The following is a 22,081-nucleotide window of genomic DNA, read 5'->3' on the forward strand; positions in this document are numbered from 1 at the left end:
CTGCGCGAACCGTCATTTTTCAATTCGACAGAGGTGCCATGGGCGCACACGTCCCGCCGTCTTCCGATTCCGCCGCACGGCCGCGCGTTCAGCAGGTCGCCCGCGCCGTGCTGTACGCGGCGCTGCTGGTGCTCGCGCTGTGGGTGATCCGCGATTTTCTTCCGGCAATCGCATGGGCCTGCGTGATCGCGATCGCGCTGTGGCCGCTGCTGAAACGCTTCGAATCGGATCGCTGGTTCCGCAACCGGCCGACCCTGATCGCGACCGTGATCACCGCCGGCGTTTCGCTCCTCATCGTGCTGCCGGTCGCGATCGCGCTCGGGCAGGCGATCGCGCAGGCGCACGACCTGCGCATCTGGCTGCAGTCGATCCAGGACAACGGGATCGCGCTGCCCGACGTGATCAGCCGCCTGCCATACGGCGCCGCGCAGATCACCGAATGGTGGCAGGCCAATCTCGGTCATCCGCTGCACGCCGGCGCGGCGATGCATGGCGCGAGCGGCGAGAAGGTCATTGCGTTCGGTCGGCAGTTCGGATCGAAGCTCGCGCATGCGCTGTTCGAATTCGGCTTCATGCTGGTCACGCTGTTCGTGATCATGCGGGCCGGCCACAAGTTGTCCGGCGCATTGCAGCACGGTGTGCGGCGCGCGTTCGGCGCCGGCGGCGGCGAACTGATCGAGCGAATGGTTGCAGCCGTGTACGGCACTGTAACGGGGCTCGTCGTCGTCGGGATCGGCGAAGGCGCGATTCTCGGCGTCGCGTATGCGCTGGCCGGCGTGCCGCATGCGGCGCTGCTCGGCCTCGTCACCGCCGTCGCGGCGATGCTGCCGTTCTGCGCGCCGATCGTGTTTTGCGGCGCGGCACTCTGGCTGTTCGTGCAAGGCGCGACGATGTGGGCCGTGGTGGTGCTGACGGTTGGCGTCGTGGTCGTGTTCGTTGCCGAGCATTTCGTGCGGCCGGTGCTGATCGGCAGTTCGACCCGCTTGCCGTTTCTGCTCGTGCTGTTCGGCATCCTCGGCGGCGCCGAAACGTTCGGGCTGATCGGGCTGTTCGTGGGTCCCGCGCTGATGACCGTGTTGACGATGCTGTGGGCCGAATGGGTCGCATGACGATGCGCCCGGCCGCGCCGATTCTCCGCATCGGCTGGGCGGTGCGAACGCGTGCGCGGACCGCCGCGGCACCGCAACGGTTCGTGACGATTGCGCACGCACCGGCCCGCGGACTGCGGCACATCGGACACAAGTCTCTACATTTCTTTTCGATCCGGACCCAAAGGTCTAGTAGCATGGGGCTTTCGATCACGCCGTGGCGCAGCAGATTTCCCCAAGCATGCGATTGATTCCGATGTCCCGTCCCGCAGCCGCGCTGTCCGTGGCCGCCAGTTGCCTGATGCTGCATGGCTGCGCATGGTTCGACTCGTGGCTGCCGTTCTCGTATTCGCGCACGCCGCTGGCGAGGGCCGCGTCGAGGCACGGCGCGACGCGCGCCGACGTCGTCCGTGCGGGGGGCAACCCGCGCAGCGTCTGGATGGTGCGCAACGGCAGCGGCGTCTGCTACAACTACTTTATCGAGCACGGCAACGATCACCGTGCTTTCTTCGTCGTATTCGACAACGCCGGCGCCGTCACGCAACACGGCTTCGATACGTGCATGGACGCAGACCGCAAGGGCGCGCTTCAGTCGCGCAAGAGCGCGTCGCGATAGCACGGCGGCAACGCGCTGCGCTAGCGTGTCATGTTGCCGTCACGCGATCGTGTCGACCACGCCGCCGTCCACCCGCAACGCCGCGCCCGTCGTTGCGGATGCCTGCGGCGAGCATACGTACACGACCAGGTTCGCAACTTCCTCCGTCGTCGCCGGCCGCCGGATGATCGAGCTCGAACGCTCGCTGCGCACGAACTCCACCGCGATGTCGTCGATGCTACGGCCCGTTTCGTCGGCCTGCGCCTTCAGCATCTCGCGCACGCCTTCCGACATCGTCGGCCCCGGCAACACCGAATTGACCGTCACGTTCGTGCCGGCCGCGAGCTTTGCGAGGCCGCGCGCGATCGACAGCTGCGCGGTTTTCGTGAAGCCATAGTGAATCATGTCGACCGGGATGTTCAGGCCCGATTCGGATGAAATGAACACGATGCGCCCCGTATTGCGCGCGAGCATGCCCTTCAGGTAATGCCGCGCGAGCCGCACGCCGGACATCACGTTCATCTGGAAGTAATGCTCCCACTCGGCGTCGTCGATGTCGAAGAACGCCTTCAGCCCGTAGATGCCCGCATTGTTGACGAGGATGTCCGCGTCCGGCGTGTGCTGCGCGATGCGTGCGGCGCCGGCGGCATCGGACAGGTCGGCGGCGACGCCGTCGACGTCCGCGTCGGGCACCGCGGCGCGCAGCTGTGCGCGTGCGGACTCGACCGATTTGTCGCTGCGTCCGTTCACGACGACGCGTGCGCCCGCGCGCGCGAGCCCTTCTGCGATTGCCAGCCCGATGCCGGCGGTGGAAGCGGTGACGACCGCGGTCTTGCCTTTCAGATCGATGTGCATGAGCGTACCGGTTGAAGAGGGAACGAAACCCGCCGCGCGTGCCGCGGGGCCGGAATTCGAAGCTTAGGCGATTCGGCGGCGAATTGTCGGCTCGCGGTTGCATCGCGCCGCGCGCTCTTGTACGGTGTGCGTTCGCCGTCCGATCCGGGAGTCCGTCGCGTGAGCCGTTCCGCCCATACCGTTACCGTGCCGTCGCCGTTCTGGCGGGACGCCGCGTTGCCGTTCATCGAGGTGCGCACCGTCGACGACGGGCGCGCGATCTGCTACGCGAAGCACACGCACGACACGTTTTCGGTCGGCGCGATCGTCGGCGGCACGAGCACCTATCTGAACGGCGCGACGAAGGAACACGTCGGGCGCGGCGTGCTCGTGATCATCGATCCGGAGCAGGTGCATGCGTGCAATCCGTATGGCCCGGACGCGTGGGCGTACCGAATGGTCTACGTGGACGTGCCGTGGCTCGCACGGCTTCAGCATTCGCTGGGACACGACCCGAATCGCGATTTTCACGGGTTTTCGCCGAAGTTGACGGAGCGCCGCGATCTGTTCGCGCAGTTCGGCCGTTTTTACCGTACGCTCGTCGCGCCGGGCATCGATCCGCTCGGCAAGGAAAGCGCGGCCGTTGAATTCTTCACGCAGCTGCACGGCGCGCTCGACCGCACGTTGCCGAACGACGCGCGCCGCGGAACCGACAACGCGAAGCTCGCGCGCGCGGCCGACTACATTGCGTCGCATTGCCGCGACGCCGTCACGCTGGATGCGATCTGCGCGGCGGCCGACCTGTCGCCGTCGTACCTGATCCGGGCGTTCAACGCACGTTACGGGATGACGCCGCATGCTTTCCTGATCGATCGGCGCGTGCAATACGGCCGCGCCGAATTGCGCCGCGGCCGGCCGATCGCCGACGTCGCGCTCGATGCGGGCTTCGCGGACCAGGCGCACTTCCAGCGCGCGTTCCGGCGCATCGCGGCCGCGACGCCGGGGCAGTATCGAAGCGCGGCAAACTGAGCGGCGGAAACGGCGGGCCGATGCGGCATGCAGATCGCACACCGCAGACCGCATGCGCCACGTCGGGCGACGCGTTACATCGTCATTCGCCGGCGGCACCTGCGCAACTGTGCAACCTGCGACAACGACATCCGCCGCGACGATCCTAAACGTCGAGCAGATAAAGTGCGCTGCCTGCCAGCAGCAACGCCATCGCGCGGTTGAACAAGCGCATGCGCCGCGCATTGGCGAGCCGATGCCGCAGCGACGCTCCCGCATACGCCCAGCACGCGATCGACGCGAAACAGATCACCAGGTACAGCGCCGCGAACTGCCACACCTGCGCGCGATCGCCGTCGGCCGCATACGCGCCCATCGCGGCCACGCACGCGAGCCACGCTTTCGGATTCAGCCATTGCATCGCCGCGCCGGCCGCCGCTGACGGGCCGGCCGTATTCCGCGCGTCGTCATCGGTGGGCAACCGGCCGTCATCGAGCGCGAGCCGCAGCGCAAGGTACAGCAGGAACGCGATCCCGGACCACTGGATCGCGGTGGTTAGCATCGGCCAGCGCGCGAGCACCGCGTGCAGCCCGAGGCCGATCAGCAGAAACAGCGCGACGAAGCCGAGCGTCGCGCCGGCCGCATACCGCAGGCTCGCGCCCAGACCGTGGCGCGCGCCCGCGCTGAGCGCGACGATGTTGACGGGACCGGGCGTGATCGACGACGCCAGCGCGAACGCGGCCATCGAAACCAGCATGCTCATCAAATGCCTCCATGCGATAGTCAAAGTCGCATCGAGACTAAAGAAGCCGAGCGCGCCGGTATTGAAGAAAACTGCCCTCGGCGCGCCGCCGCCGTCAATGCAATGCGCGCGGCGCGGGCGCCGGGCGCAGCGGTTGCGGATCGTCGGCGTCGTTCGTGCGCATCGGGCCGCCGCCCGGTTGTGTCGACACCGAGAAACCAAACGTATTGATCCCGCCCGAGCATGCGACGAACACGCTGCCGCCATGCATTTCCGCGACGGCCTTGACGATCGACAGCCCGAGCCCGTGATTCTCCTTGCTGTTCGCGCGCGCCTCTTCGAGGCGGTAGAAGCGCTCGAACACGTGCGAGCGTTGCACGGGGTCGATCGGCTCGCCCGGATTCGCGACCGACACGTCGACGAGCGAGTCGTGCCGCGTGATCGTCACGGTCAGCGTCGAGCCGGGCGCCGAATGCTGGATCGCGTTGATCAGCAGGTTCGTCATCGCGCGGCGGAACAGCGAAGGATCGACGGCCGCACGCGCGTCGCCATGCAGTTCGGCACGCAGTTGCGCCTCGTCGAGCGGGATCTCGAGGAAATCGAGCATGCGCCGCACTTCGTCGGCGAGCGACACTTGCTTCAGATCGGTCGCGCGTTCGCCGCGATCGCTGCGCGACAGAAACAGCATGTCATTGATGATCACGCGCAGCCGTTCGAATTCCTCGAGGTTCGACTGCAGCGTCTGGCGCATCCGGTCGACCGAGCGGTCGCGGCTCGTCAGCGCGACCTGGGTCTGGCCGATCAGGATGCTGATCGGCGTGCGCAACTCGTGCGCGACGTCGGCATTGAACGCCTCGAGCCGCGCATAAGTCTGCTGGATGCGCTCGAGCGCACCGTTGAACGACGCCGCGAGATCGCGCAGCTCGGTCGGCAGCGCGTCGGTGTGCAGCCGCTGGCGGCGATTGGTCGCGCTGATCGCCGCGGCATCCTGCGACAGCCGCTCGAGCGGCGCGAGCCCGAAGCGGGCAACCGCGCGGCTCAGCAGCAGCGTGAGCACGGTCGCCGTCGCAATCAGCGCCGCGAGCGTCCACGCGAAACGGCGCAGCATCCGCTGCGTGCGCTCGCACGACGACGCAACGATCAGCTTCACGTCCGGACGCTCGCCGCTGCCTGCGATCGCGACGGTCTTCGTCATCACGTCGTAGCTGCTGTTGTTGAGCGCGTACTGCTGGAATGCACCGAAAGGTCGGCCGACGGGCACGCCGTCGACCGGATGGCCGTAGCGGAAATCGGCGTCGGGGCTGTCGACGTGGTAGCGCGTCGACCCGTCGGGCGGTTCCAGGTCGGCAAGCTTTTCCTGCATCAGCCGGCCGCGCACGGCCGTCGTCGCGTGCGACACGATCATCTGCGCGACCTTCGCACGCGTGTCGATCGTTGCGCGCAGCTCGGCGAGCAACTGGCGCTCCATCATCACGAACAGCCCGCAGCCGACCAGCGTGAACACGAGCAGCGACACGATGCCGAACATCGCCGACAGGCGCAGGGTGATCGAGCGTTTCATGCGTGCCGCTCCGCGTCGCCTTCGTCGCGCGCCTCCAGCACGTAGCCCATCCCGCGGATCGTGTGCAGCAGCTTCTCCGCGAACGGGCCGTCGAGCTTCGCGCGCAGGCGCTTGATCGCGGTTTCGACGACGTTCGCGTTGCTGTCGAAGTTCACGTCCCACACGAGTTCGGCGATCGTCGTCTTCGACAGCACTTCGCCGCTGCGCCGCGCGAGCACGCCGAGCAGCTGGAATTCCTGTGCGGTCAGATCGAGGCGCGTGCCGTCGCGGGTCGCGCGGCGGCCGATCAGGTCGACGCGCAGGTCGCCGATCGAGATCAGCGTCGATTCCTGCACGCGTGCACGGCGGGTCAGCGCGCGCAGCCGCTCGATCAGTTCGAGAAACGAGAACGGCTTGGTCAGATAATCGTCGGCGCCGCCGCGCAACCCGCGCACGCGATCGTCGACGCGGTCGCGCGCGGTCAGCATGATCACCGGCGTCTGCTTCTGTGCGCGCAACGCGCGCAGCACGCCGAAGCCGTCGAGCTTCGGCAGCATCACGTCGAGCACGACGACGTCGTAATCGAATTCGACGGCCTTCCATGCGCCGTCCTCGCCGTCGAGCGCGGTATCGACGACCCAGCCTTCCTCGGTCAGGCCGCTCTTCAGGTATTCGACGACTTTCGGTTCGTCTTCGACGATCAGGACTTTCATGGGCGTATTTGCGTAACCGGGTTAGGGGCCGACGCTCGCGGCGGGCTGCGGGCCGGCCGCCGCGACGTCGGTCGATGCGGCGGCGCCGTCCCAGCCGCCGCCGAGCGCCTTCGCGAGAAACACGACGAGCGCCGCGCGCTGGCCCTGGATCTGCACGGCCTGGCGTTCGCTCGTCAGCAACTGCTGCTGGGCCGTCAGCACGTCGATGAACGGCGTCAGGCCGCCGGCGTAGCGGTCCTGCGCGAGCGAGACCAGCTTGCGCGCGTCGTCGACGGCCGCCGATGCCTGTTGCGCCGCCTGCGCGAGCACCGACAGCCCCGTCACCGCATTCTGCACCTCCTGGAACGCGGTGAGCACCGTCTGCCGGTAACCGGCCTGCGCGGCCACGTAGCCGGCCTGCGCGAAGTCGACGCCGGCCTTCAGCTTGCCGCCCTGAAACAGCGGTTGGCTTACCGACGCGCCGACCGACCACAGCAGCGCCGGCACGGTGAACAGCGCGGAGAAGCGCGTCGCATCCCAGCCGATGTCCGGCGACAGTGCGATGCGCGGGAAATACGCGGCGCGCGCGACGCCGATCTGCGCATTCGCAGCGGCCATCGCGCGCTCGGCCGACGCGACATCGGGCCGCCGCTGCAGCAGGTCGCTCGGCATGCCGGTCGGCAGCGCCGGCGCGTTGATCGGCACGACGCGCGGCGGCAGCGAGAATGCGGGGGCCGGCGTGCCGACCAGCGTCGCGATCGCCGTTTCGACCTGTGCGCGCTGCTGAATCAGCAACTGCGCCTGCGTGCGCGTCGCATCGAGCTGTGCGCGTTGCTGTAGCAGGTCGAGGCCGGACACGGCGCCGAGATCGTGGCGCGCGCTCACGTAGTCGAGCGCCTTCTGCTGCAGGTCGATCGAACGCCTGACGACGTCGATCTCGGCGTCGAGCTCGCGCAACGCGAAATAGCTCGATGCGAGGTCGGCCGTCAGCACCAGGCGCGCGTTCGCAAAATCGTCGCGCGCCTGCTCGGAGCTGGCCTGCGCGGCTTCGAGGTTGCGCTGCACGCGGCCGAACAGGTCGAGCTCGTAGCTGACGCTCGCGCCGACCTGGATCTCGTTCTGCACGGTCGACATGCTTTTCGTCGCGTAGTTGGTCTGCGGCCGGTCGCCGGAGATCTTGAAGCGCTGGCCGCTCGCGTTCAGCCCGACGGCCGGATATTGCGCGGACGCAACCGACGCGAGTGTCGCCTTTGCCTGCTCGTAACGCGCGGCGACGGCCTTCAGGTTCTGGTTGTTGCGCAGCGCGTCGGCTTCGAGCGCATCGAGCTGTGCGTCGCCGAATGCGGTCCACCAGGCCGGGTCGAGCGGCGCGCGGGCCGGCGCGGCCGGGTGCCAATACGCGTCGGCCGGATCGAGCCGCCACGTGGCCGGCGTGTCGACGGCGGGGCGCCGGTAGTCGGGGCCGACCATGCAGCCGGCCAGCGCCGCGGCCGCGCCGAGCGCGACGGCGCCGATCGCGGCGGAGCGCAGGCGGGCGCGCATCGCGCTCACGACTTCGCTCCGGCAACCGCGGACGCCGGTTTTGCCGGCGGCGCGGCCTGCACGACGACCGTGTCGCCGTTCGCAAGCGCGTCGCCCGGGTTTTCGACGAGGCGGTCGTTCGGCGTCAGCGGGCCGTCGACTTCGAGCGTCTGCCCGATCGTTCGCACGACGGTCACGGCTTTCAGATGCACGCGGCCGTTCGCGTCGACGGTCGCGACCGTCGGCCCTTCGCCGCGGAACAGCAACGTATTGGCCGGAATCTGCAGGCGGCCGACCGGCGTCATCGGCAGCGTCGCCTGCACGTACGCGCCGGGCAGCAGCCGTCCGTCCGGGTTCGGCAGCGTGATCTCGATCTGCAGCGAACGGGTCGCGACGTCGATCGCCTGCGACGTGCGGGTAATCGTGCCGTCGAAGGTCTGACCGGGCAGCTCGGCCTGCGCGACGCTCACGTGCTGGCCGACCTTGATCTGCTGCGCATAGGCCTGCGGCACCTGCACGTAAAGGCGCAGCCGGTCGGCCTGCACGACCGTGAACAGCGAGCGGCCCGCGTTGCCGGAACTGACGAGATCGCCGACGTCGACGTTGCGCTGCGTGACGATCCCGTCGATCGGCGCGACGATGCGCTGGAAGCCCTTCAGCTCGGTGAGCCGGCGCATGTTCGCGTCGGCCGCCGCGAGCGTCGCCGTGCCCTGGTTGAACGCGCCTTGCCGGTCGTCGAACTCCTGCTGCGACACCGCATCGCGCTGGCGCAACTGCTGCGCTCGCTCGAACGACGTCTTCGCGAGCGCGAGCGCGGCCTGCGCCTGCTGGCGCTGCGCGGTGGCCTGCGCGAGTTCCTGGTTCAGCTCGGGCGTATCGAGCTCGGCGAGCACCTGCCCCTGTTTCACGTGCGCGCCGATGTCGGCCTGCCAGCGCAGTACGTAGCCGCTGGCACGCGCATAAATCGGCGCCTCGACGAAGCCGCGCAGCGTGCCGGGCAGCGTCAGCTTGCCGCCGGTTGCCGCATCGACCGGATGCGCGACGCTCACGTACTGGCGCGTGTTCTGCTCGGCGACCGCGTCGAGGTGATGGCGGTTGAGCACGTTGACGACGATCGTGCGCGCCGCGCCGGCGGCCAGCAGCACGCCGATCACGATCAGGACGAGCCGCCCGCGCCGCGACACCGACGTGCGCGTCGGCAGGTGCATGCCGTGTTCGTTCACCTGGATGCCGACGGAGCTGTGATGTTTCTCTTCCATGAATTCAACCAATTCAACCGGGTAGTAGGGCGAAAATCAGCGTCCGGCCTGGCGCGCGCGCCGGCGGGCCAGCCGCGCATGCACGCCGCCGAACACGAGCGGCACGAACAGCAGCGTCGAAACGGTGGCGAACAGGAGCCCGCCGATCACCGCGCGGCCGAGCGGCGCGTTCTGCTCCGCACCTTCGCCGAGACCGAGCGCCATCGGCACCATCCCGATGATCATCGCCAGCGCCGTCATCAGCACCGGGCGGATTCGCGTCGCGCCGGCCTCGAGCGCGGCCGTGAGCGGCGGCGCGCCGGCGGCGATGCGCTGGCGCGCGAACGATACGACGAGAATGCTGTTCGCGGTCGCGACGCCGACCGTCATGATCGCGCCGGTCAGCGCCGGCACGCTCAGGTGCGTGCCGGTGACGAACAGCATCCATGCGATGCCGGCGAGCGCGGCCGGCATCGCGCTGATGATGATCAGCGGATCGAGCCACGACTGAAAATTCACGACGATCAGCAGGTAGACGAGCACGATCGCCATCGCGACGCCCGCGCCGAGACCGACGTACGACGTCCGCATCGTTTCGACCTGGCCGGGGATCGACAGGTCGGTGCCGCGCGGCAGCTTCGCGCGCGCATCGGACACGATCCGGTCGATCTCGCCCGCGACCGAGCCGAGATCGCGGCCCTCAACGCTGACGTACAGGTCGATCGCCGGGCGGATGTTGTAGTGCGTGACCACGGCCGGGTTCGCAACCGGATGGATCTGCACGAGGTTGCCGAGCAGTTGCAGCGGCGTGCCCGTGCGGCCAGCCGCGGACACCGGCGTGCCGAGCAGGTCGTCGATCGACGCGATGTCGTATTGCGGGGTCTGGATCTGCAGCGGGTACTGGACGCCGGTGCGCGGATTGATCCAGAACGACGGCGTCGTCTGGGAACTGCCGGACAGCGAGATCAGCATGTTCTGCGCGACGTTCTGCGCGGACAGGCTGAGCTGCTGCATGCGCGTACGGTCCATGTCGGCCACCAGTGTCGGTTCGTCGTTGCGCTGCAGTACGTGCACGTCGACGGCGCCGGGGATTTGCCTGATCTTTTTCATCAGGCTGCCCGCGATAGCCATGTTACTCGCGAGATCGTTGCCGAGCACTTGCAGGTCGATCGCGGCCGGCTGACCGAAGTTGAGGATCTGCGTGATGATGTCCGACGGCTGGAAGAAGAACTCGACGCCCGGGAAGCGCTGCGGCAGCAGCGTGCGCAGTGTCTGCACGTAGTGCTGCGTCGATCGGTGGCCCGGCTTCAGCGCGATCATGAGTTCGCCGTCGAGCGTGCCGATCGTGCCGCTGTTGCTGTACGACAGGTTGATCCCGCTCACCGGCAGCCCGAGGTTGTCGACGATCGCGCCGAGCTCGTCGGGCGGCACCGCTTCGCGGATCGTGCGTTCGACCTGGTCGGCGAGGCGCGCGGTTTCCTCGATCCGGTAGCCGGTCGGTGCGCGCATGTGCAGCCGGATGTTGCCGGAATCGGCGTTTGGGAAGAAGTCGCGGCCGAGCACGAACACGAGCCCGGTCGACAGCACGCAGAAGCCGAGGAAGCATGTCGCGTAAAAGCGGCGCCGCACCAGCAGCATGCTGAGCAGCACGATATACCACGCGCGCAGCCGCTCGAACGCGTCGTTGAACGCGTGATGGACGCGCGCGAAACGCGACGTCGAATGGTGCGGGCCGGCGCTCGCCTGCTGCGGGCGGAACAGCAGCATCGCAAGCGTCGGCACGAGCGTGCGCGACAGCACATACGACGCGAGCATCGCGAACACCACGGCTTCGGCGAGCGGCACGAACAGGTAGCGCGCGACGCCCGTCAGGAAGAACATCGGTACGAAGACGATGCAGATGCACAGCGTCGACACGAATGCCGGCACCGCGATTTCTCCCGCGCCTTCGAGAATCGCATCGTGCAGGTTCGTGCCGAGATGCAGGTGCCGCTCGATGTTTTCGATCGTGACCGTCGCATCGTCGACGAGAATCCCGACCGCAAGCGCGAGGCCGCCGAGCGTCATGATATTGATGGTCTCGCCGAGTGCGGACAGCGCGATCAGCGACGTGAAAATCGACAGCGGAATCGAGATCGCGATGATCAGCGTACTGCGCCAGTTGCCGAGGAACAGCAGGATCATCATCGCCGTTAGCACGGCGGCGATCAGCGCCTCGTGGATCACGCCCTGCACGGCGGCGTTGACGAACACCGACTGGTCGAACAGCGGCGTGATCGTGAGCCCTTCGGGCAGCGTCGGGATCACCTTCGGAAGCAGCGCCTTCAGGTCCGACACGACCTTCAGCGTCGATGCGTCGCCGGTCTTCAGGATCGACATCAGCACGCCGCGCTGGCCGTTCTGACGCACCACGTTCGTCTGCGGCGCGAAGCCGTCGCGCACCGACGCAATTTCGCGCAAATAGGTCGTCGCGCCGCCGACGGTCAGCACCGGCAGGTTGCCGATGTCGGCGATCGTGTCGGCCGACGCGTTCGTGTCGATCCGGTATTCGGTCCGGCCCATCTTCGCGGTGCCGGTCGGCAGCACGAGGTTCTGCGCGTTGACCGCGTTGACGATGTCGGCGGGCGTCAAGCCTTTCGCGAGCAGCGCCTGCGGATCGAGATCGATCGCGACGACCCGCGTGCGGCCGCCGTACGGGAACGGGATCTGCGCGCCGGGAATCGTGATCAGCTGCGGGCGCAGGAAGTTGAGCGCGATGTCGGCGAGCGACTGTTCGCTGAGCGTCTTGCTCGACAGCCCGAGCTGGATCACCGGGATGCTCGACGCCGAGTACGTGATGACGAGCGGCGGCGTCGCGCCCTGCGGCATCTGCCGCACGATCGCCTGCGCGGACGACACCGTCTGCGCGATCGCGGTCTGCACGTTCGCGCCTGGCTGCAGGAACACCTTCACGACCGCGATGCCCGGCAGCGACGTCGACTCGATGTGCTGGATGTTGCTGACGGTGGTCGTCAGCACGCGCTCATGGACGGCCGTGATCCGGTTGGTCATCTCCGATGCGGAGAAGCCGTTGTAATTCCAGATCACGCTGATGACGGGGATATTGACCGCGGGCAGCACGTCGACGGGCGTGCGCATCAGCGCGAGCGGCGTGGCCAGCACGATCATGATGGCCATCACGATGAACGTGTAGGGGCGCCTGAGCGCGAGATTGACGATCCACATGGAGGCGGCGGGACAGGCGGTGTTCAGGCGGCGGTGAAGGGAACCCGAATGATAGGCGTCGGGGCGGATCGGGTTACTGGCGCGAAACTGGCGGGATTGTCAGATTGGGATGCGTCGACGGCCGGCCGATTCATCGGATCAAATGCGCGCGTATGCACCCTCCGGCGCGTCGCTGTCGCACCGGCCGGCCAATCCCCCGCATAGACGATTCGGTTCACCGCGCGCCGCTCAGATCTGCTCCATCCCGACCCGCGCGAGCGCGGCGAGGTCGACCACGTCGATCTGGTTGTACGCGAGCCGCAGCACGCCGAGTTTCTCGAGCTGCTGCAGCGCCTGGTTGATCCGCTGCCGCGACACGCCGACGAGCATCCCCAGTTCCTCTTGCGAGATCGCGAGCGACGGGCCGGTGTCCGGGTACAGCGCGGGGTTGAACAGCTGTGCGAGCGCCTGCGCGACACGCGCGTCGACGTCGAGCAGCCGGCTGTTCTGGATCGACGCGATGAATTCGCCCATCCGGTTGTTCAGCTGGTGGATCACGAAGCGCGTGAACGGCAGGCTCGTGTCGAGCAGCGCGTGGAACGTGTCGACCGGCACGAACAGCACGGTCGAGCGCTGGACCGCGACCACTTCGTATTTGCGCAGCTCGCGCTTGATCACGCTGCCTTCGCCGAACCAGCCGCCCGACGGCACGCCGGAAAACGTGCAGCCGCGGCCCGATGCATTGAAGATCGCGAGCTTCAACAGCCCGCGATGCACGCCGATCCAGTATTCGGACGGCGCGAGCCGCTGCGCGATCACGTCGCCGGCCTCGCGCTGCTCGGCGCGCGACTGCGCGAGCACGAGCGCCTGGTGTTCCGGCGCGAGCGCGCGGAACCACGCGCATTGGCCGAACAGCGCGGACAGCGGTGGCAGCGGCCCCGCTTCGGGCGGTATGTCGGCCGGGCTGGAAGCGAGGGCGGCCGCGTCGGGCGGCGCAACGGAGCGGTCGTGCATGGATGCGGGTTTGCGAGGATAGGGATAACGCGCAGCGCTTGGCGCGCACTCTGTCGTTTCGATGACAGACGGCTCACAATAGCGCCCGTTAGGCTGTCGCCAATTGAACCACATCAAAACGATCCGGGGTGCGTGCACGCCGGTCGACAGAAACCGGGAGACAGGATCATGACGCAGATGTTCGAGGCCGGACTCGGCCGCCGCGATGCCAACTACGTGCCGGTCACGCCGATCGATTTTCTGGTCCGCGCGGCCGAAGTCTACGGCGAGCGCCTCGCGATCGTGCACGGCGACGTACGCCGCACGTGGGCCGAAACGTACACGCGTGCCCGACAACTCGCGAGCGCGCTCGCGCAGGCCGGCGTCGCGCGCGGCGACACGGTCGCGGCGCTGCTGCCGAACATTCCGGCGATGGTCGAGGCGCACTTCGGCGTGCCGATGGCCGGCGCGGTGCTCAATACGATCAATACGCGGCTCGACATTGCGTCGGTGCTGTTCATGCTGCGTCACGGCGAGGCGAAGGTGCTGATCGTCGATACCGAATACGCGGATCTCGCGCAGCGCGCGGCGCTCGAAGTGCCGGGGCTCAAGATCGTCAGCGTCGCCGACGCGATGCCCGCCGACCCCGCCCGCTTCGCGGGTGCGACCGATTACGAAGCGTTCGTTGCCGGCGGGGATCCCGACCACGCATGGACGCTGCCCGCCGACGAGTGGGACGCGATCGCGCTGAACTACACGTCCGGCACGACGGGCGACCCGAAGGGCGTCGTCTATCACCACCGTGGCGCGTATCTCGCGGCGATCAGCAACATCCTCGAATGGGACATGCCGAAGCACGCGGTGTATCTGTGGACGCTGCCGATGTTCCACTGCAACGGCTGGTGCTTCCCGTGGGCGGTCGCGGCGCGCGCGGGCGTGAACGTGTGCCTGCGCAAGTTCGACGCGAAAACCGTGTTCGACCTGATTCGCCGCGAACGCGTCACGCACTACTGCGGCGCGCCGATCGTGCAGAGCGCGATTGCGAACGCGCCGGCCGAGCTGCGTGAAGGGATCGATCACACGGTGCACGCGATGGTCGCCGGGGCTGCGCCGGCGCCGGCCGTGATCGCGAAGATGAAAGAGATCGGCTTCGACCTGCTGCACGTGTACGGGCTGACCGAGGTCTACGGGCCGGCCACCGTCTGCGCGAAGCAGGCGCACTGGGACGACTTGCCGGACGACGAACGCGCGCGGCTCAATGCGCGTCAGGGCGTGCGCTATCACCTGGAAGCGGGGGCGACGGTGCTCGACCCGGACACGATGGCGCCGGTGCCGGCCGACGGCGAGACGCTCGGCGAGATCATGTTCCGCGGGAACATCTGCATGAAGGGGTATCTGAAGAATCCGAAGGCGACCGACGAAGCGTTCCATGGCGGCTGGTTCCATACGGGCGATCTCGGCGTGCTGACGCCGGACGGCTATATCCGCATCAAGGATCGCCGCAAGGACATCATCATTTCCGGCGGCGAGAACATCTCGAGCATCGAGGTCGAGGATGCGCTGTACCGGCATCCGGCCGTCGCGGTCGCGGCGGTCGTCGCGATGCCGGACCCGAAGTGGGGCGAGGTGCCGTGCGCGTTCGTCGAGCTGCGCGATGGCGCGAGTGCGACCGAGGAGGAGATCGTCGCGCACTGCAGGCAGTTGCTCGCGGGGTTCAAGGTGCCTAAGGCCGTGCGTTTCGGCGAACTGCCGAAGACGTCGACCGGCAAGATCCAGAAATTCCAGTTGCGCAACGCGGTCGGTTCGGACAAGGCGATCGACCTCGCCGGCGACAAGAAGTGACAGTGACGCGCGGGCCGGGCGGCGGCCCGGCCGTTCGCCGCCTGTCAAGCGGCGCGCTCGAGCCTGAACACGCTGACGGCTTCCGCCAGTTGTGCGGCCTGGTCGCGTAACGCGACGGCCGCGCGCTCCGCGTCGGTGATCAACGTCGCGTTCTGCTGCGTCGCCTCGCCGATCTGCGTGATCGCGTGGTTCACCTGCTCGATGCCGGTCGACTGCTCGCGCGACGCGGCGCTGATCTCGCCGATCAGCGTGCTGACTTGCTCGACGCGCTGGACGATGTCGCGCATCGTGCCGCGCGCGGCGTCCGCGATCTGGTAACCCTGTTCGACGGTCGTCGACGATTCGGCGCTCAGCGCGTCGATTTCCTTGACCGCGGCCGCGCTGCGTTGAGCGAGCGCGCGCACCTCGGCCGCGACCACCGCGAAGCCCCGGCCATGCTCGCCCGCGCGTGCGGCTTCGACGGCCGCATTCAGCGCGAGAATGTTGGTCTGGAACGCGATGCCTTCGATCGTGCTCGTGATTTCGGCGATCCGGCGCGTCGCACGGCCGATGTCGTCCATCGTCGCGACCACGCGTTGCACCGCCGTGTCGCCGTCGGTCGCGGCGGCCGATGCGTCCGCGACCAGCGCGTTCGCCTGCGCCGCGTGCTCGGCATTCTGCTGCACGGCGGCCGTGATCTGCTCCATGCTCGCGGCCGTCTGTTCGACGCTGCTCGCCTGCGTCGCGATCCGCGCGGCGATGTCGCCGCTGCCCGCCGCGATGCCGACGGTGCCGCGCGCGATGTCCGACGCGCCGCTGCGCACCTGCGCGACGATCCGCGCGAGGCCGTCGCCGATGCCGTCGACCGCCTGCACGAGCCGCCCGATTTCGTCGTTGCCCGCGGTGCCGCGAACGCGTGAACCGTCGCGGATCCGGATGCTGAGGTCGCCCGCGGCATAACGTTCCGATGCGCGGGCGGCTGCGTCGAGCGGCTGGCTCACGACGCGTCGCACGACGATGACGAACAGCGCAGCGAACGCGGCGACGAGCACGGCCGCGATCAGCAGAAAACGGTTGCGGGTGGTGCGCATGTCGGCCAGCAGTTCGTCGTCGAGCGCAATGCCGCCGACGAGCCACTGCCATTGCGGAATCGTCGTGAACGATACGAATTTCGCGGTGGGCCGCGTGTCGTGAGCGGCCGGATCGGCCGACGTGTACGCGAGCCGGCCTTCGCCGGCCGCGAGCATCTGCGCGTAGGGCGCACGGGTGTCGTCGGCGCGCTGGCCGGCCGCGTCCGGATGCACGACGAACGTGCCGCGCGCCGCGCCCTGCGACGCATCGAGCACGAAGTAGTAGCCGTTGTCGCCGATCTTCAGCGCGCGGATGCCGTCCTGGACGGCCTGCAGTTCGGCGCCGACGTCGAGGCCGACGAACAGCGCGCCGATCACGCGCCCCGTCGCGTCGGTGACGGGCTTGTACTGCGTGATGTACGGCCGGCCGAACAGTTTCGCAAGCCCCGTGTAGCTGCGTCCGGCCATGAGCGGCGCGTACGCGGGCCCGGCGCGGTCGAGGCGCGTGCCCACCGCGCGCGTGCCGTCCTGTTTCTTCAGCGACGTCGTGACGCGCAAGAAATCGTCGCCGTCGCGCGCGAAGATCGTCGCGATCGCGCCGCTCTTCTTCAGGAACTGGTCGGGAATCGCGTAATCGAGGTTCAGCGGCTGGCCGCCCGCGGACAGCACGGGCGCGGCAACGCCGCCGATGTCGACGGTGCGCGTCGCATCGAGTGCGAAATCGGCCGGCAGGAAGCTCGCGAACAGCGACATCGCGCGGCTGGCTTCGGCGGACAGCGCCTTGTCGAACACCTCGACCATTGCGCGGATCGACTGCTCCTTGTCGGCGATGCGGGCGTGGGCCTCATCGGCGAGTTGCTGACCGGCGAAATGGGCGAGCGCCCATGAGAAGACGGTGAACAGCAGCGCGACGAGCACACACGCGAGTGCCGCCAGGCGCGCGCCGACGCTCGCCCGGCCCAATTGTTTCAATCTCATGCGGCATCCTGAGTGGGGAGGGAGAGAGGCGGAACGCACGCGTCACCGCACTACTGTAAGGAATACGGCAGCTTCGGCGAAATCTTTAGCGGTGCGATGCGGCCGGCGAGGCGACCGCGGCGAGGCGAAGGGGCGATGCGAAGGGGCAAGACGAAGGGGCAAGACGAAGGGCAAGACGATGGGGCGCGACGATGGGGTGAGGCGAAGTGGTGAGGCGAAGGGGCGACACGAAGGCGCGATCCGAAGTGCCGACGTGAACCAGCGATGGAGGAAGCAGTGTCGGCGCGGGCAGCGTCAGGACGTGACGAGCCACGCGACGGCGAGATACCGCCCGACCTTCGCGAGCGTGACGATCGCGATGAAGGTCGGCAGCGGTTCGCGCAGCACGCCGGCGATCACCGTCAGCGGATCGCCGATCACCGGCGCCCAGCTGAGCAGCAGCGACCAGCGGCCGTAGCGCCTGTACCAGCCTTCGGCACGTGCGAGCGCGGCAGGCTTCACCGGAAACCAGCGACGGTCGCGAAAGCGCTCGATGCCGCGGCCGAGCCCCCAATTGATTGCCGAGCCCGCGACGTTGCCGACGCTCGCGACGAGCACCAGCGCCCATACGGGCTCGCGGCCGGCAAGCAGCAGGCTGGCGAGCACGGCTTCGGACTGGAGCGGGAACAAGGTCGCGGCGACCATCGACACGGCGAACAGGCCGCCGTAGGTGAGCAATTCGGACATCGCGCGATTGTACCGGCGCGTGCCGCCCCGGATGGCGCGACGCACGGTGGCGGCGCCCGACGACATCGTCCGGGCGGCCGCGCGCGGCCGTTCAGTTCCAGCCGGCCATGATCGCGCCCATCCCGACCAGCAGCCCGCCCGTCACGCGATTCATCGCGCGCATCCGCGCCGGACGCTGCAATGCGCGGCTCAGCCGGTGCGAGAACAGCGCCATCGATGCGACGCCGCCGGCAAACAGCACCGCGAACGTCGCCGCGAGCAGCAGGAATTGCGCGTTCAGGCTCCAGTCGGCGTCGGCAACGATGAACTGCGGGAAGAACGACGGGAAGAACAGCAGCGTCTTCGGGTTCAGGCCGGACGTCGCGACGCCGCGCCAGAACAATGCGCGCCCCGTGTCGGTGCCGCCGGCGGCCGTAGCGCCGGTTTCCGCCGGTGCGTTGGCGGCAGCGGCCGGCGCGCGGCTGAGCCATTGCTTGCAGCCCAGCCAGACGAGATAAGCGGCGCCGGTCCAGCGCAGCACGGTGAGCGCGTGTTCGTCGAGGTGGACCAGCGAATTCAGGCACAGCGCGGTCAGCGCGAGCTGCAGCAGCACGGCGAGTGTGCCGCCCCACACGCACGGCAGCGCGCGACGCCAGCCGGCGCGCAACGCATGGTTCATCGTGAGGAGGTTGACGGGGCCGGGGGCGTAGATAAGGACGGCGGATGCGGCGAGGAACGACAGATAAAGCCTGAACGACATGACGGAGGTGCGAAAAACGGAGTATCAGGCGCCGGTCCGTGCAACCGGATAGGCGCGCGGATGGCGGGACAATGCATGCCTGCGTGTCCGGCGCCGCAACTCGTGATTGCGGCCGGGCGTCCCGGGCGAAGGGGTTGTCGCGGGGAGCGTGCCGGACGACAGGCATGGAGAAAATGTATCAAGCAGCCCGGTTAAAAGGCTTCCTGTTTTCCAGCAAAACTGCGCCGAAACCGGAATGCCGTTCAGATAGAATGCCGATTTTCAGTAGAAGATTCTTTCTATCATGGCAACCCGCGAACGCGCGCCGAAAACCCTCGACAACCAGGACCGCAAGATCCTCGCTGCGCTGCAAAAAAACGCGCGCCTGTCGAACGCCGAACTCGCCGAGCAGATCGGCATGTCGACCACCGCATGCTGGAACCGCACGCGGCAGCTCGAGCTTGACGGCTACATCGACGGCTACGTCGCGCTCGTCAACCAGCGCATGCTCGGCTATGCGGACATCGTGATCCTCGAGGTCACGCTGGATCGCCACGAAGACGACGCGCTTGCGCGTTTCGGCGCGGAGCTCGCGGCGCTGCCCGAGGTGCTGGAGGCGTATCTGGTGTCGGGAGAGTACGACTACTGGATCAAGGTCGCGGTGGACGGGACGGCGGGCTATGAGCGCTTTCTGCGCGAGAAGCTGTACAAGATTTCGAGCATTCGTCACAGCCGGTCGATGTTCGCGCTGCGCTGCATGAAGGACGTGCCGTCGATTCAGGTTTGACGTCGGCGGTGGAAAGCGGCGCAGCGTCGTGGAGTACCGGTTCGCGGCGAGGGGCGGAAGTGTGCGTAATCGGGCTGTAGCGACCGGTGGGCCAACCCTGGCGCACGACACGCGATGAACGCGTCAGCGGGGGCAGAAAGACGGATGATTCTTCCGTCACGACGAGGACGCGGCGCGACGCGGCGCTGGCGCGCTGCTCACGCGCGAAGCCGGACAATCCGGCAACCCGGCGGCTTGCATCGTGCCGACATACGCTGGGCAGCCCCCGCAATTGCCGCTCAGCGCTCACGTCGCGCGAGCGCTTCAGGTCAGCGCCATTCAGCCTTCTTGCTTGCAGCCGTCAGATGCGCCGATGCCGGACGCGACGGCCTTTCGGCGCGCGTCCCGGCGGCGGGTGAGCCGGATATCGTGCCGCCGGCGGCGGCCAGTCGGTGCGCTTAGCGCGGCAGGCGTGCGTGTGCTTCAGCGATGACTTCGCAGTTCTCGAGGTGCAGCGCCCATGCTTCTGCGAGCAGCTCGCCAATGCGTGCGAGCCAGCCAGCGGATTGGGTGGAACGATCGGAGACATTAGACGTTTGCATGACGAAGCCCCATGTAGGTGGTGAGTTAGGGATAACCCTAATCATAGAGGAACGTCACCGCTTTGTGAAATGCGATTTCGTTATATGAGAATTTCTGACGATTGATGTTGCTGGCGCGCAACGGCCGTGAGGACGGCCGTCCGCAGGACGCGCCAGGCGTGGCGAGGCCCGTGCGGGTGTGCACGGGCCGCGCATTGACGAGCAACAGGGCTGGAAAACCGGAATGAAGCCGTCGAATGTGCGCGGCGGCGGGGGACGGCGATTACCCGCCGATCCACCCGAACCGCCATGACAGGCGGCGCGCGGCGGCGCGCAGCGTGTGCGCGAGCGGGCTGTCCGGCCCGCGCGGAAAGCCGCGCGACGAGCCGATGATCGCGATCACGAGCCGGATGCTGCCGGTGTGGTCGAACACGGGCGCAGCGATCGTGCCGATGCCGGGCACCGGGGCATCGAACGCGAAATCGAGTTCATCCGCGCGAATCGCCGCGAGCCGGGCGCGGAACGCGTCGTCGATCTGCGTCGCGACGCCCGCGAGGCGCACCGGTTCGTCCGCGAGCAGGCCGGCGAGCACGTCGTCGGACATGCCGGACGCGAAGATTCGCCCGATCGCCGTATTCACGAGCGACATCACCGTGCCGACCTGCAGGCTCACGTGCTGCGGCCGCGAAGATTCCTCGAGCCGGATCACGGTCGGGCCGAGCGGCCCGAGCGTCGCGGCGGCCACGCTCATGTCGGTCGCTGCGGCCAGCGCGACGATTTCCGCCTCCGCGTCGCGCGTCGGCGATACGCGTTGCATCGCGATCAGCCCGAGTGCCTGGCCGAGCGGGCCGCCGCCGAAGCAGCCGGCGTCATCGCGGCTCAGCAAGCCGATCTTCTGCAGGCTCACCAGATGCGGAAACGCCTTCGCGGCCGGCATGCCGGCCGCCGCCGCGAGGTCGCGCAGCGGCAGCGCACGGCCCGTCGATACGAGCGCGAGCAGCAGTTCGCCCGTGCTGTCGAGCGCGTTGATGCCGCGTTGCGTCTTCGTGTCGTCGGCGAGCGCGGGCGGCATGCGCTGGCCAGCCGACGGCGACGCCGGCGCCGGCACAAGCGTCGAGGCGTCACGTTCGGCATAGAGGGACGCGGTCGCCTGCCGCGCCGCATCGCGCAACGCCGTCGCGATCGGGCCGTCCCAGCCGACGTCGATCGAGCCGGTCGAACCAATGACCGTCAGCGCGAGCTGCAGCCGTCCGTGCGCATCCAGCACCGGCACGCTCATCGCGCTCACGCCCGGGCTTGGCCGATCGACGCCGCGCTCTATCCCGCGTGCACGGATCGCGTCGAGTTCGGCCCGCCACGCATCGGCATCGGATGCCGGCCGATCGCTGTCGGCGCCCGCGAGCGTACCGCCGGCGCCGGCCTGGCTCGCCGCCATCGCGTCGATCTGCGCGGGCTCGCCGAACGCGCGGAACACGCGGCCGGTGGCCGTCGTGTCGAGCGACATCACCGAGCCGACGTGCAGGTTCACGTGCAGCGGATAGCCGCCGTGCTCGATCCGCACGATCGTCGGCCCGAGCACGCCGGGCACCGACAGCGCGACGCTGAGCCCGACCGTTTCCGCGAGCCGCGCCGCGTGTGGCAGCGCGGCGCGATACGCGGGCTGCCGTTCGATCGACATCAGCCCGAGCCGCAGCGCCAGCGGCCCCGGTTCGTAGTTGCCGGTGAGCGCGTCGCGCTTCACGAGCGCGAGCCGCGTGAGGCTGACGAGATAAGTGTGTGCCTGCGCGGTCGACAGGTCGGCCGCGGCCGCCAGCTCCGACAGCCCGAGCGGCTTGCGCCGGCGCGCGAGCGCCTCCAGCAGCCGGCCGCCGACCTCGACGCTCTGGATCCCGCGCTGCGCTTTGGCTGGCGCGTCGTCTGCGCTGACTTCGTGGTTCTGCACGCGATGAGTGTTCCGTTGACGAAA

General features: G+C 68.2%; 18 protein-coding genes. 5 read left to right on the forward strand and 13 right to left on the reverse strand.

The genetic code is table 11. The features are described 5' to 3' along the window. Positions 1-38 precede the first annotated feature (38 nt). Together WK25_RS23865 and WK25_RS23870 are read left to right on the forward strand one after the other, a co-directional pair. Positions 39-1,109: an AI-2E family transporter gene (locus tag WK25_RS23865; protein ID WP_040139720.1), complete on the forward strand. Its 1,071-nt coding sequence runs from the start codon at positions 39-41 to the stop codon at positions 1,107-1,109. 220 nt (positions 1,110-1,329) lie between these two features. After that, complete coding sequence (locus WK25_RS23870; RefSeq protein WP_040139721.1) at positions 1,330-1,704, forward strand: hypothetical protein; 375 nt, start codon at positions 1,330-1,332, stop codon at positions 1,702-1,704. Between the two features lie 39 nt (positions 1,705-1,743). Here WK25_RS23870 and WK25_RS23875 read toward each other — a convergent pair whose 3' ends face one another. Next, positions 1,744-2,538, reverse strand: a complete 795-nt coding sequence (locus tag WK25_RS23875; RefSeq protein WP_040139722.1) for an SDR family NAD(P)-dependent oxidoreductase — start codon at positions 2,536-2,538, stop codon at positions 1,744-1,746. 159 nt (positions 2,539-2,697) lie between these two features. Between WK25_RS23875 and WK25_RS23880 the strand changes: the two genes are divergently transcribed. Then, positions 2,698-3,546: an AraC family transcriptional regulator gene (locus WK25_RS23880; protein ID WP_069242914.1), complete on the forward strand. Its 849-nt coding sequence runs from the start codon at positions 2,698-2,700 to the stop codon at positions 3,544-3,546. A gap of 145 nt (positions 3,547-3,691) precedes the next feature. Here the strand turns inward: WK25_RS23880 and WK25_RS23885 are convergent, their stop codons facing one another. From WK25_RS23885 to WK25_RS23915, 7 genes are all read right to left on the reverse strand, one after another. After that, complete coding sequence (locus WK25_RS23885) at positions 3,692-4,288, reverse strand: LysE family translocator (protein ID WP_040139723.1); 597 nt, start codon at positions 4,286-4,288, stop codon at positions 3,692-3,694. Positions 4,289-4,382: 94 nt separating this feature from the next. Further along, positions 4,383-5,828 carry a heavy metal sensor histidine kinase gene (locus WK25_RS23890; RefSeq protein WP_069242915.1) on the reverse strand — a complete coding sequence of 482 codons (1,446 nt, stop codon included), beginning with the start codon at positions 5,826-5,828 and terminating at the stop codon, positions 4,383-4,385. Continuing rightward, positions 5,825-6,520: a heavy metal response regulator transcription factor gene (locus tag WK25_RS23895; protein WP_040139725.1), complete on the reverse strand. Its 696-nt coding sequence runs from the start codon at positions 6,518-6,520 to the stop codon at positions 5,825-5,827. Before WK25_RS23895 ends, WK25_RS23890 begins: the two co-directional genes overlap by 4 nt. 21 nt (positions 6,521-6,541) lie before the next feature. Further along, positions 6,542-8,041 carry an efflux transporter outer membrane subunit gene (locus WK25_RS23900; RefSeq protein WP_069242916.1) on the reverse strand — a complete coding sequence of 500 codons (1,500 nt, stop codon included), beginning with the start codon at positions 8,039-8,041 and terminating at the stop codon, positions 6,542-6,544. Positions 8,042-8,046: 5 nt separating this feature from the next. Continuing rightward, positions 8,047-9,279, reverse strand: a complete 1,233-nt coding sequence (locus WK25_RS23905) for an efflux RND transporter periplasmic adaptor subunit (protein ID WP_069242917.1) — start codon at positions 9,277-9,279, stop codon at positions 8,047-8,049. Positions 9,280-9,315: 36 nt separating this feature from the next. Then, positions 9,316-12,483 carry an efflux RND transporter permease subunit gene (locus tag WK25_RS23910; protein WP_069242918.1) on the reverse strand — a complete coding sequence of 1,056 codons (3,168 nt, stop codon included), beginning with the start codon at positions 12,481-12,483 and terminating at the stop codon, positions 9,316-9,318. A gap of 228 nt (positions 12,484-12,711) precedes the next feature. After that, on the reverse strand, positions 12,712-13,476 hold the full coding sequence (locus tag WK25_RS23915) for a Crp/Fnr family transcriptional regulator (protein WP_069242919.1): 765 nt from the start codon (positions 13,474-13,476) through the stop codon (positions 12,712-12,714). 168 nt (positions 13,477-13,644) lie between these two features. Between WK25_RS23915 and WK25_RS23920 the strand changes: the two genes are divergently transcribed. After that, entirely contained in the window at positions 13,645-15,297 is a 1,653-nt protein-coding gene (locus WK25_RS23920; protein WP_040139730.1) for an acyl-CoA synthetase, read from the forward strand. A gap of 44 nt (positions 15,298-15,341) precedes the next feature. Here the strand turns inward: WK25_RS23920 and WK25_RS23925 are convergent, their stop codons facing one another. The 3 genes from WK25_RS23925 to WK25_RS23935 all read right to left on the reverse strand — a co-directional run bounded on the left by WK25_RS23925 (position 15,342) and on the right by WK25_RS23935 (position 18,789). Next, positions 15,342-17,324, reverse strand: coding sequence for a methyl-accepting chemotaxis protein (locus WK25_RS23925; RefSeq protein ID WP_069242920.1), 1,983 nt, complete (start codon positions 17,322-17,324; stop codon positions 15,342-15,344). Between the two features lie 294 nt (positions 17,325-17,618). Continuing rightward, positions 17,619-18,050 carry a YqaA family protein gene (locus WK25_RS23930; RefSeq protein ID WP_069243524.1) on the reverse strand — a complete coding sequence of 144 codons (432 nt, stop codon included), beginning with the start codon at positions 18,048-18,050 and terminating at the stop codon, positions 17,619-17,621. Positions 18,051-18,141: 91 nt separating this feature from the next. Next, positions 18,142-18,789 carry a LysE family translocator gene (locus WK25_RS23935; RefSeq protein ID WP_069242921.1) on the reverse strand — a complete coding sequence of 216 codons (648 nt, stop codon included), beginning with the start codon at positions 18,787-18,789 and terminating at the stop codon, positions 18,142-18,144. Positions 18,790-19,072: 283 nt separating this feature from the next. Here WK25_RS23935 and WK25_RS23940 point away from each other — a divergent pair, with 283 nt between their 5' ends. Further along, a complete protein-coding gene (locus WK25_RS23940; protein ID WP_069242922.1) occupies positions 19,073-19,555 on the forward strand; it encodes an Lrp/AsnC family transcriptional regulator in 483 nt (160 codons plus the stop codon). 437 nt (positions 19,556-19,992) lie between these two features. Here the strand turns inward: WK25_RS23940 and WK25_RS30815 are convergent, their stop codons facing one another. Together WK25_RS30815 and WK25_RS23945 are read right to left on the reverse strand one after the other, a co-directional pair. After that, on the reverse strand, positions 19,993-20,136 hold the full coding sequence (locus WK25_RS30815) for a hypothetical protein (protein ID WP_226209086.1): 144 nt from the start codon (positions 20,134-20,136) through the stop codon (positions 19,993-19,995). 262 nt (positions 20,137-20,398) lie between these two features. Beyond that, positions 20,399-22,057, reverse strand: a complete 1,659-nt coding sequence (locus WK25_RS23945) for an IclR family transcriptional regulator (RefSeq protein ID WP_069242923.1) — start codon at positions 22,055-22,057, stop codon at positions 20,399-20,401. Positions 22,058-22,081: the final 24 nt, after the last annotated feature.

Origin of the sequence: Burkholderia latens (assembly GCF_001718795.1) — a bacterium.
GTDB classification, from domain to species: Bacteria; Pseudomonadota; Gammaproteobacteria; order Burkholderiales; family Burkholderiaceae; genus Burkholderia; species Burkholderia latens_A.

Coding starts and splice junctions, on each gene's coding strand:
- WK25_RS23915 (WP_069242919.1), bottom strand. CDS start 13,476: ATGCACGACCGCTCCGTTGCGCCGCCCGACGCGGCCGCCCTCGCTTCC.
- WK25_RS23870 (WP_040139721.1), top strand. CDS start 1,330: ATGCGATTGATTCCGATGTCCCGTCCCGCAGCCGCGCTGTCCGTGGCC.
- WK25_RS23920 (WP_040139730.1), top strand. CDS start 13,645: ATGACGCAGATGTTCGAGGCCGGACTCGGCCGCCGCGATGCCAACTAC.
- WK25_RS23875 (WP_040139722.1), bottom strand. CDS start 2,538: ATGCACATCGATCTGAAAGGCAAGACCGCGGTCGTCACCGCTTCCACC.
- WK25_RS23940 (WP_069242922.1), top strand. CDS start 19,073: ATGGCAACCCGCGAACGCGCGCCGAAAACCCTCGACAACCAGGACCGC.
- WK25_RS23890 (WP_069242915.1), bottom strand. CDS start 5,828: ATGAAACGCTCGATCACCCTGCGCCTGTCGGCGATGTTCGGCATCGTG.
- WK25_RS23900 (WP_069242916.1), bottom strand. CDS start 8,041: ATGCGCGCCCGCCTGCGCTCCGCCGCGATCGGCGCCGTCGCGCTCGGC.
- WK25_RS30815 (WP_226209086.1), bottom strand. CDS start 20,136: ATGCAAACGTCTAATGTCTCCGATCGTTCCACCCAATCCGCTGGCTGG.
- WK25_RS23895 (WP_040139725.1), bottom strand. CDS start 6,520: ATGAAAGTCCTGATCGTCGAAGACGAACCGAAAGTCGTCGAATACCTG.
- WK25_RS23885 (WP_040139723.1), bottom strand. CDS start 4,288: ATGAGCATGCTGGTTTCGATGGCCGCGTTCGCGCTGGCGTCGTCGATC.
- WK25_RS23935 (WP_069242921.1), bottom strand. CDS start 18,789: ATGTCGTTCAGGCTTTATCTGTCGTTCCTCGCCGCATCCGCCGTCCTT.
- WK25_RS23930 (WP_069243524.1), bottom strand. CDS start 18,050: ATGTCCGAATTGCTCACCTACGGCGGCCTGTTCGCCGTGTCGATGGTC.
- WK25_RS23865 (WP_040139720.1), top strand. CDS start 39: ATGGGCGCACACGTCCCGCCGTCTTCCGATTCCGCCGCACGGCCGCGC.
- WK25_RS23925 (WP_069242920.1), bottom strand. CDS start 17,324: ATGAGATTGAAACAATTGGGCCGGGCGAGCGTCGGCGCGCGCCTGGCG.
- WK25_RS23910 (WP_069242918.1), bottom strand. CDS start 12,483: ATGTGGATCGTCAATCTCGCGCTCAGGCGCCCCTACACGTTCATCGTG.
- WK25_RS23905 (WP_069242917.1), bottom strand. CDS start 9,279: ATGGAAGAGAAACATCACAGCTCCGTCGGCATCCAGGTGAACGAACAC.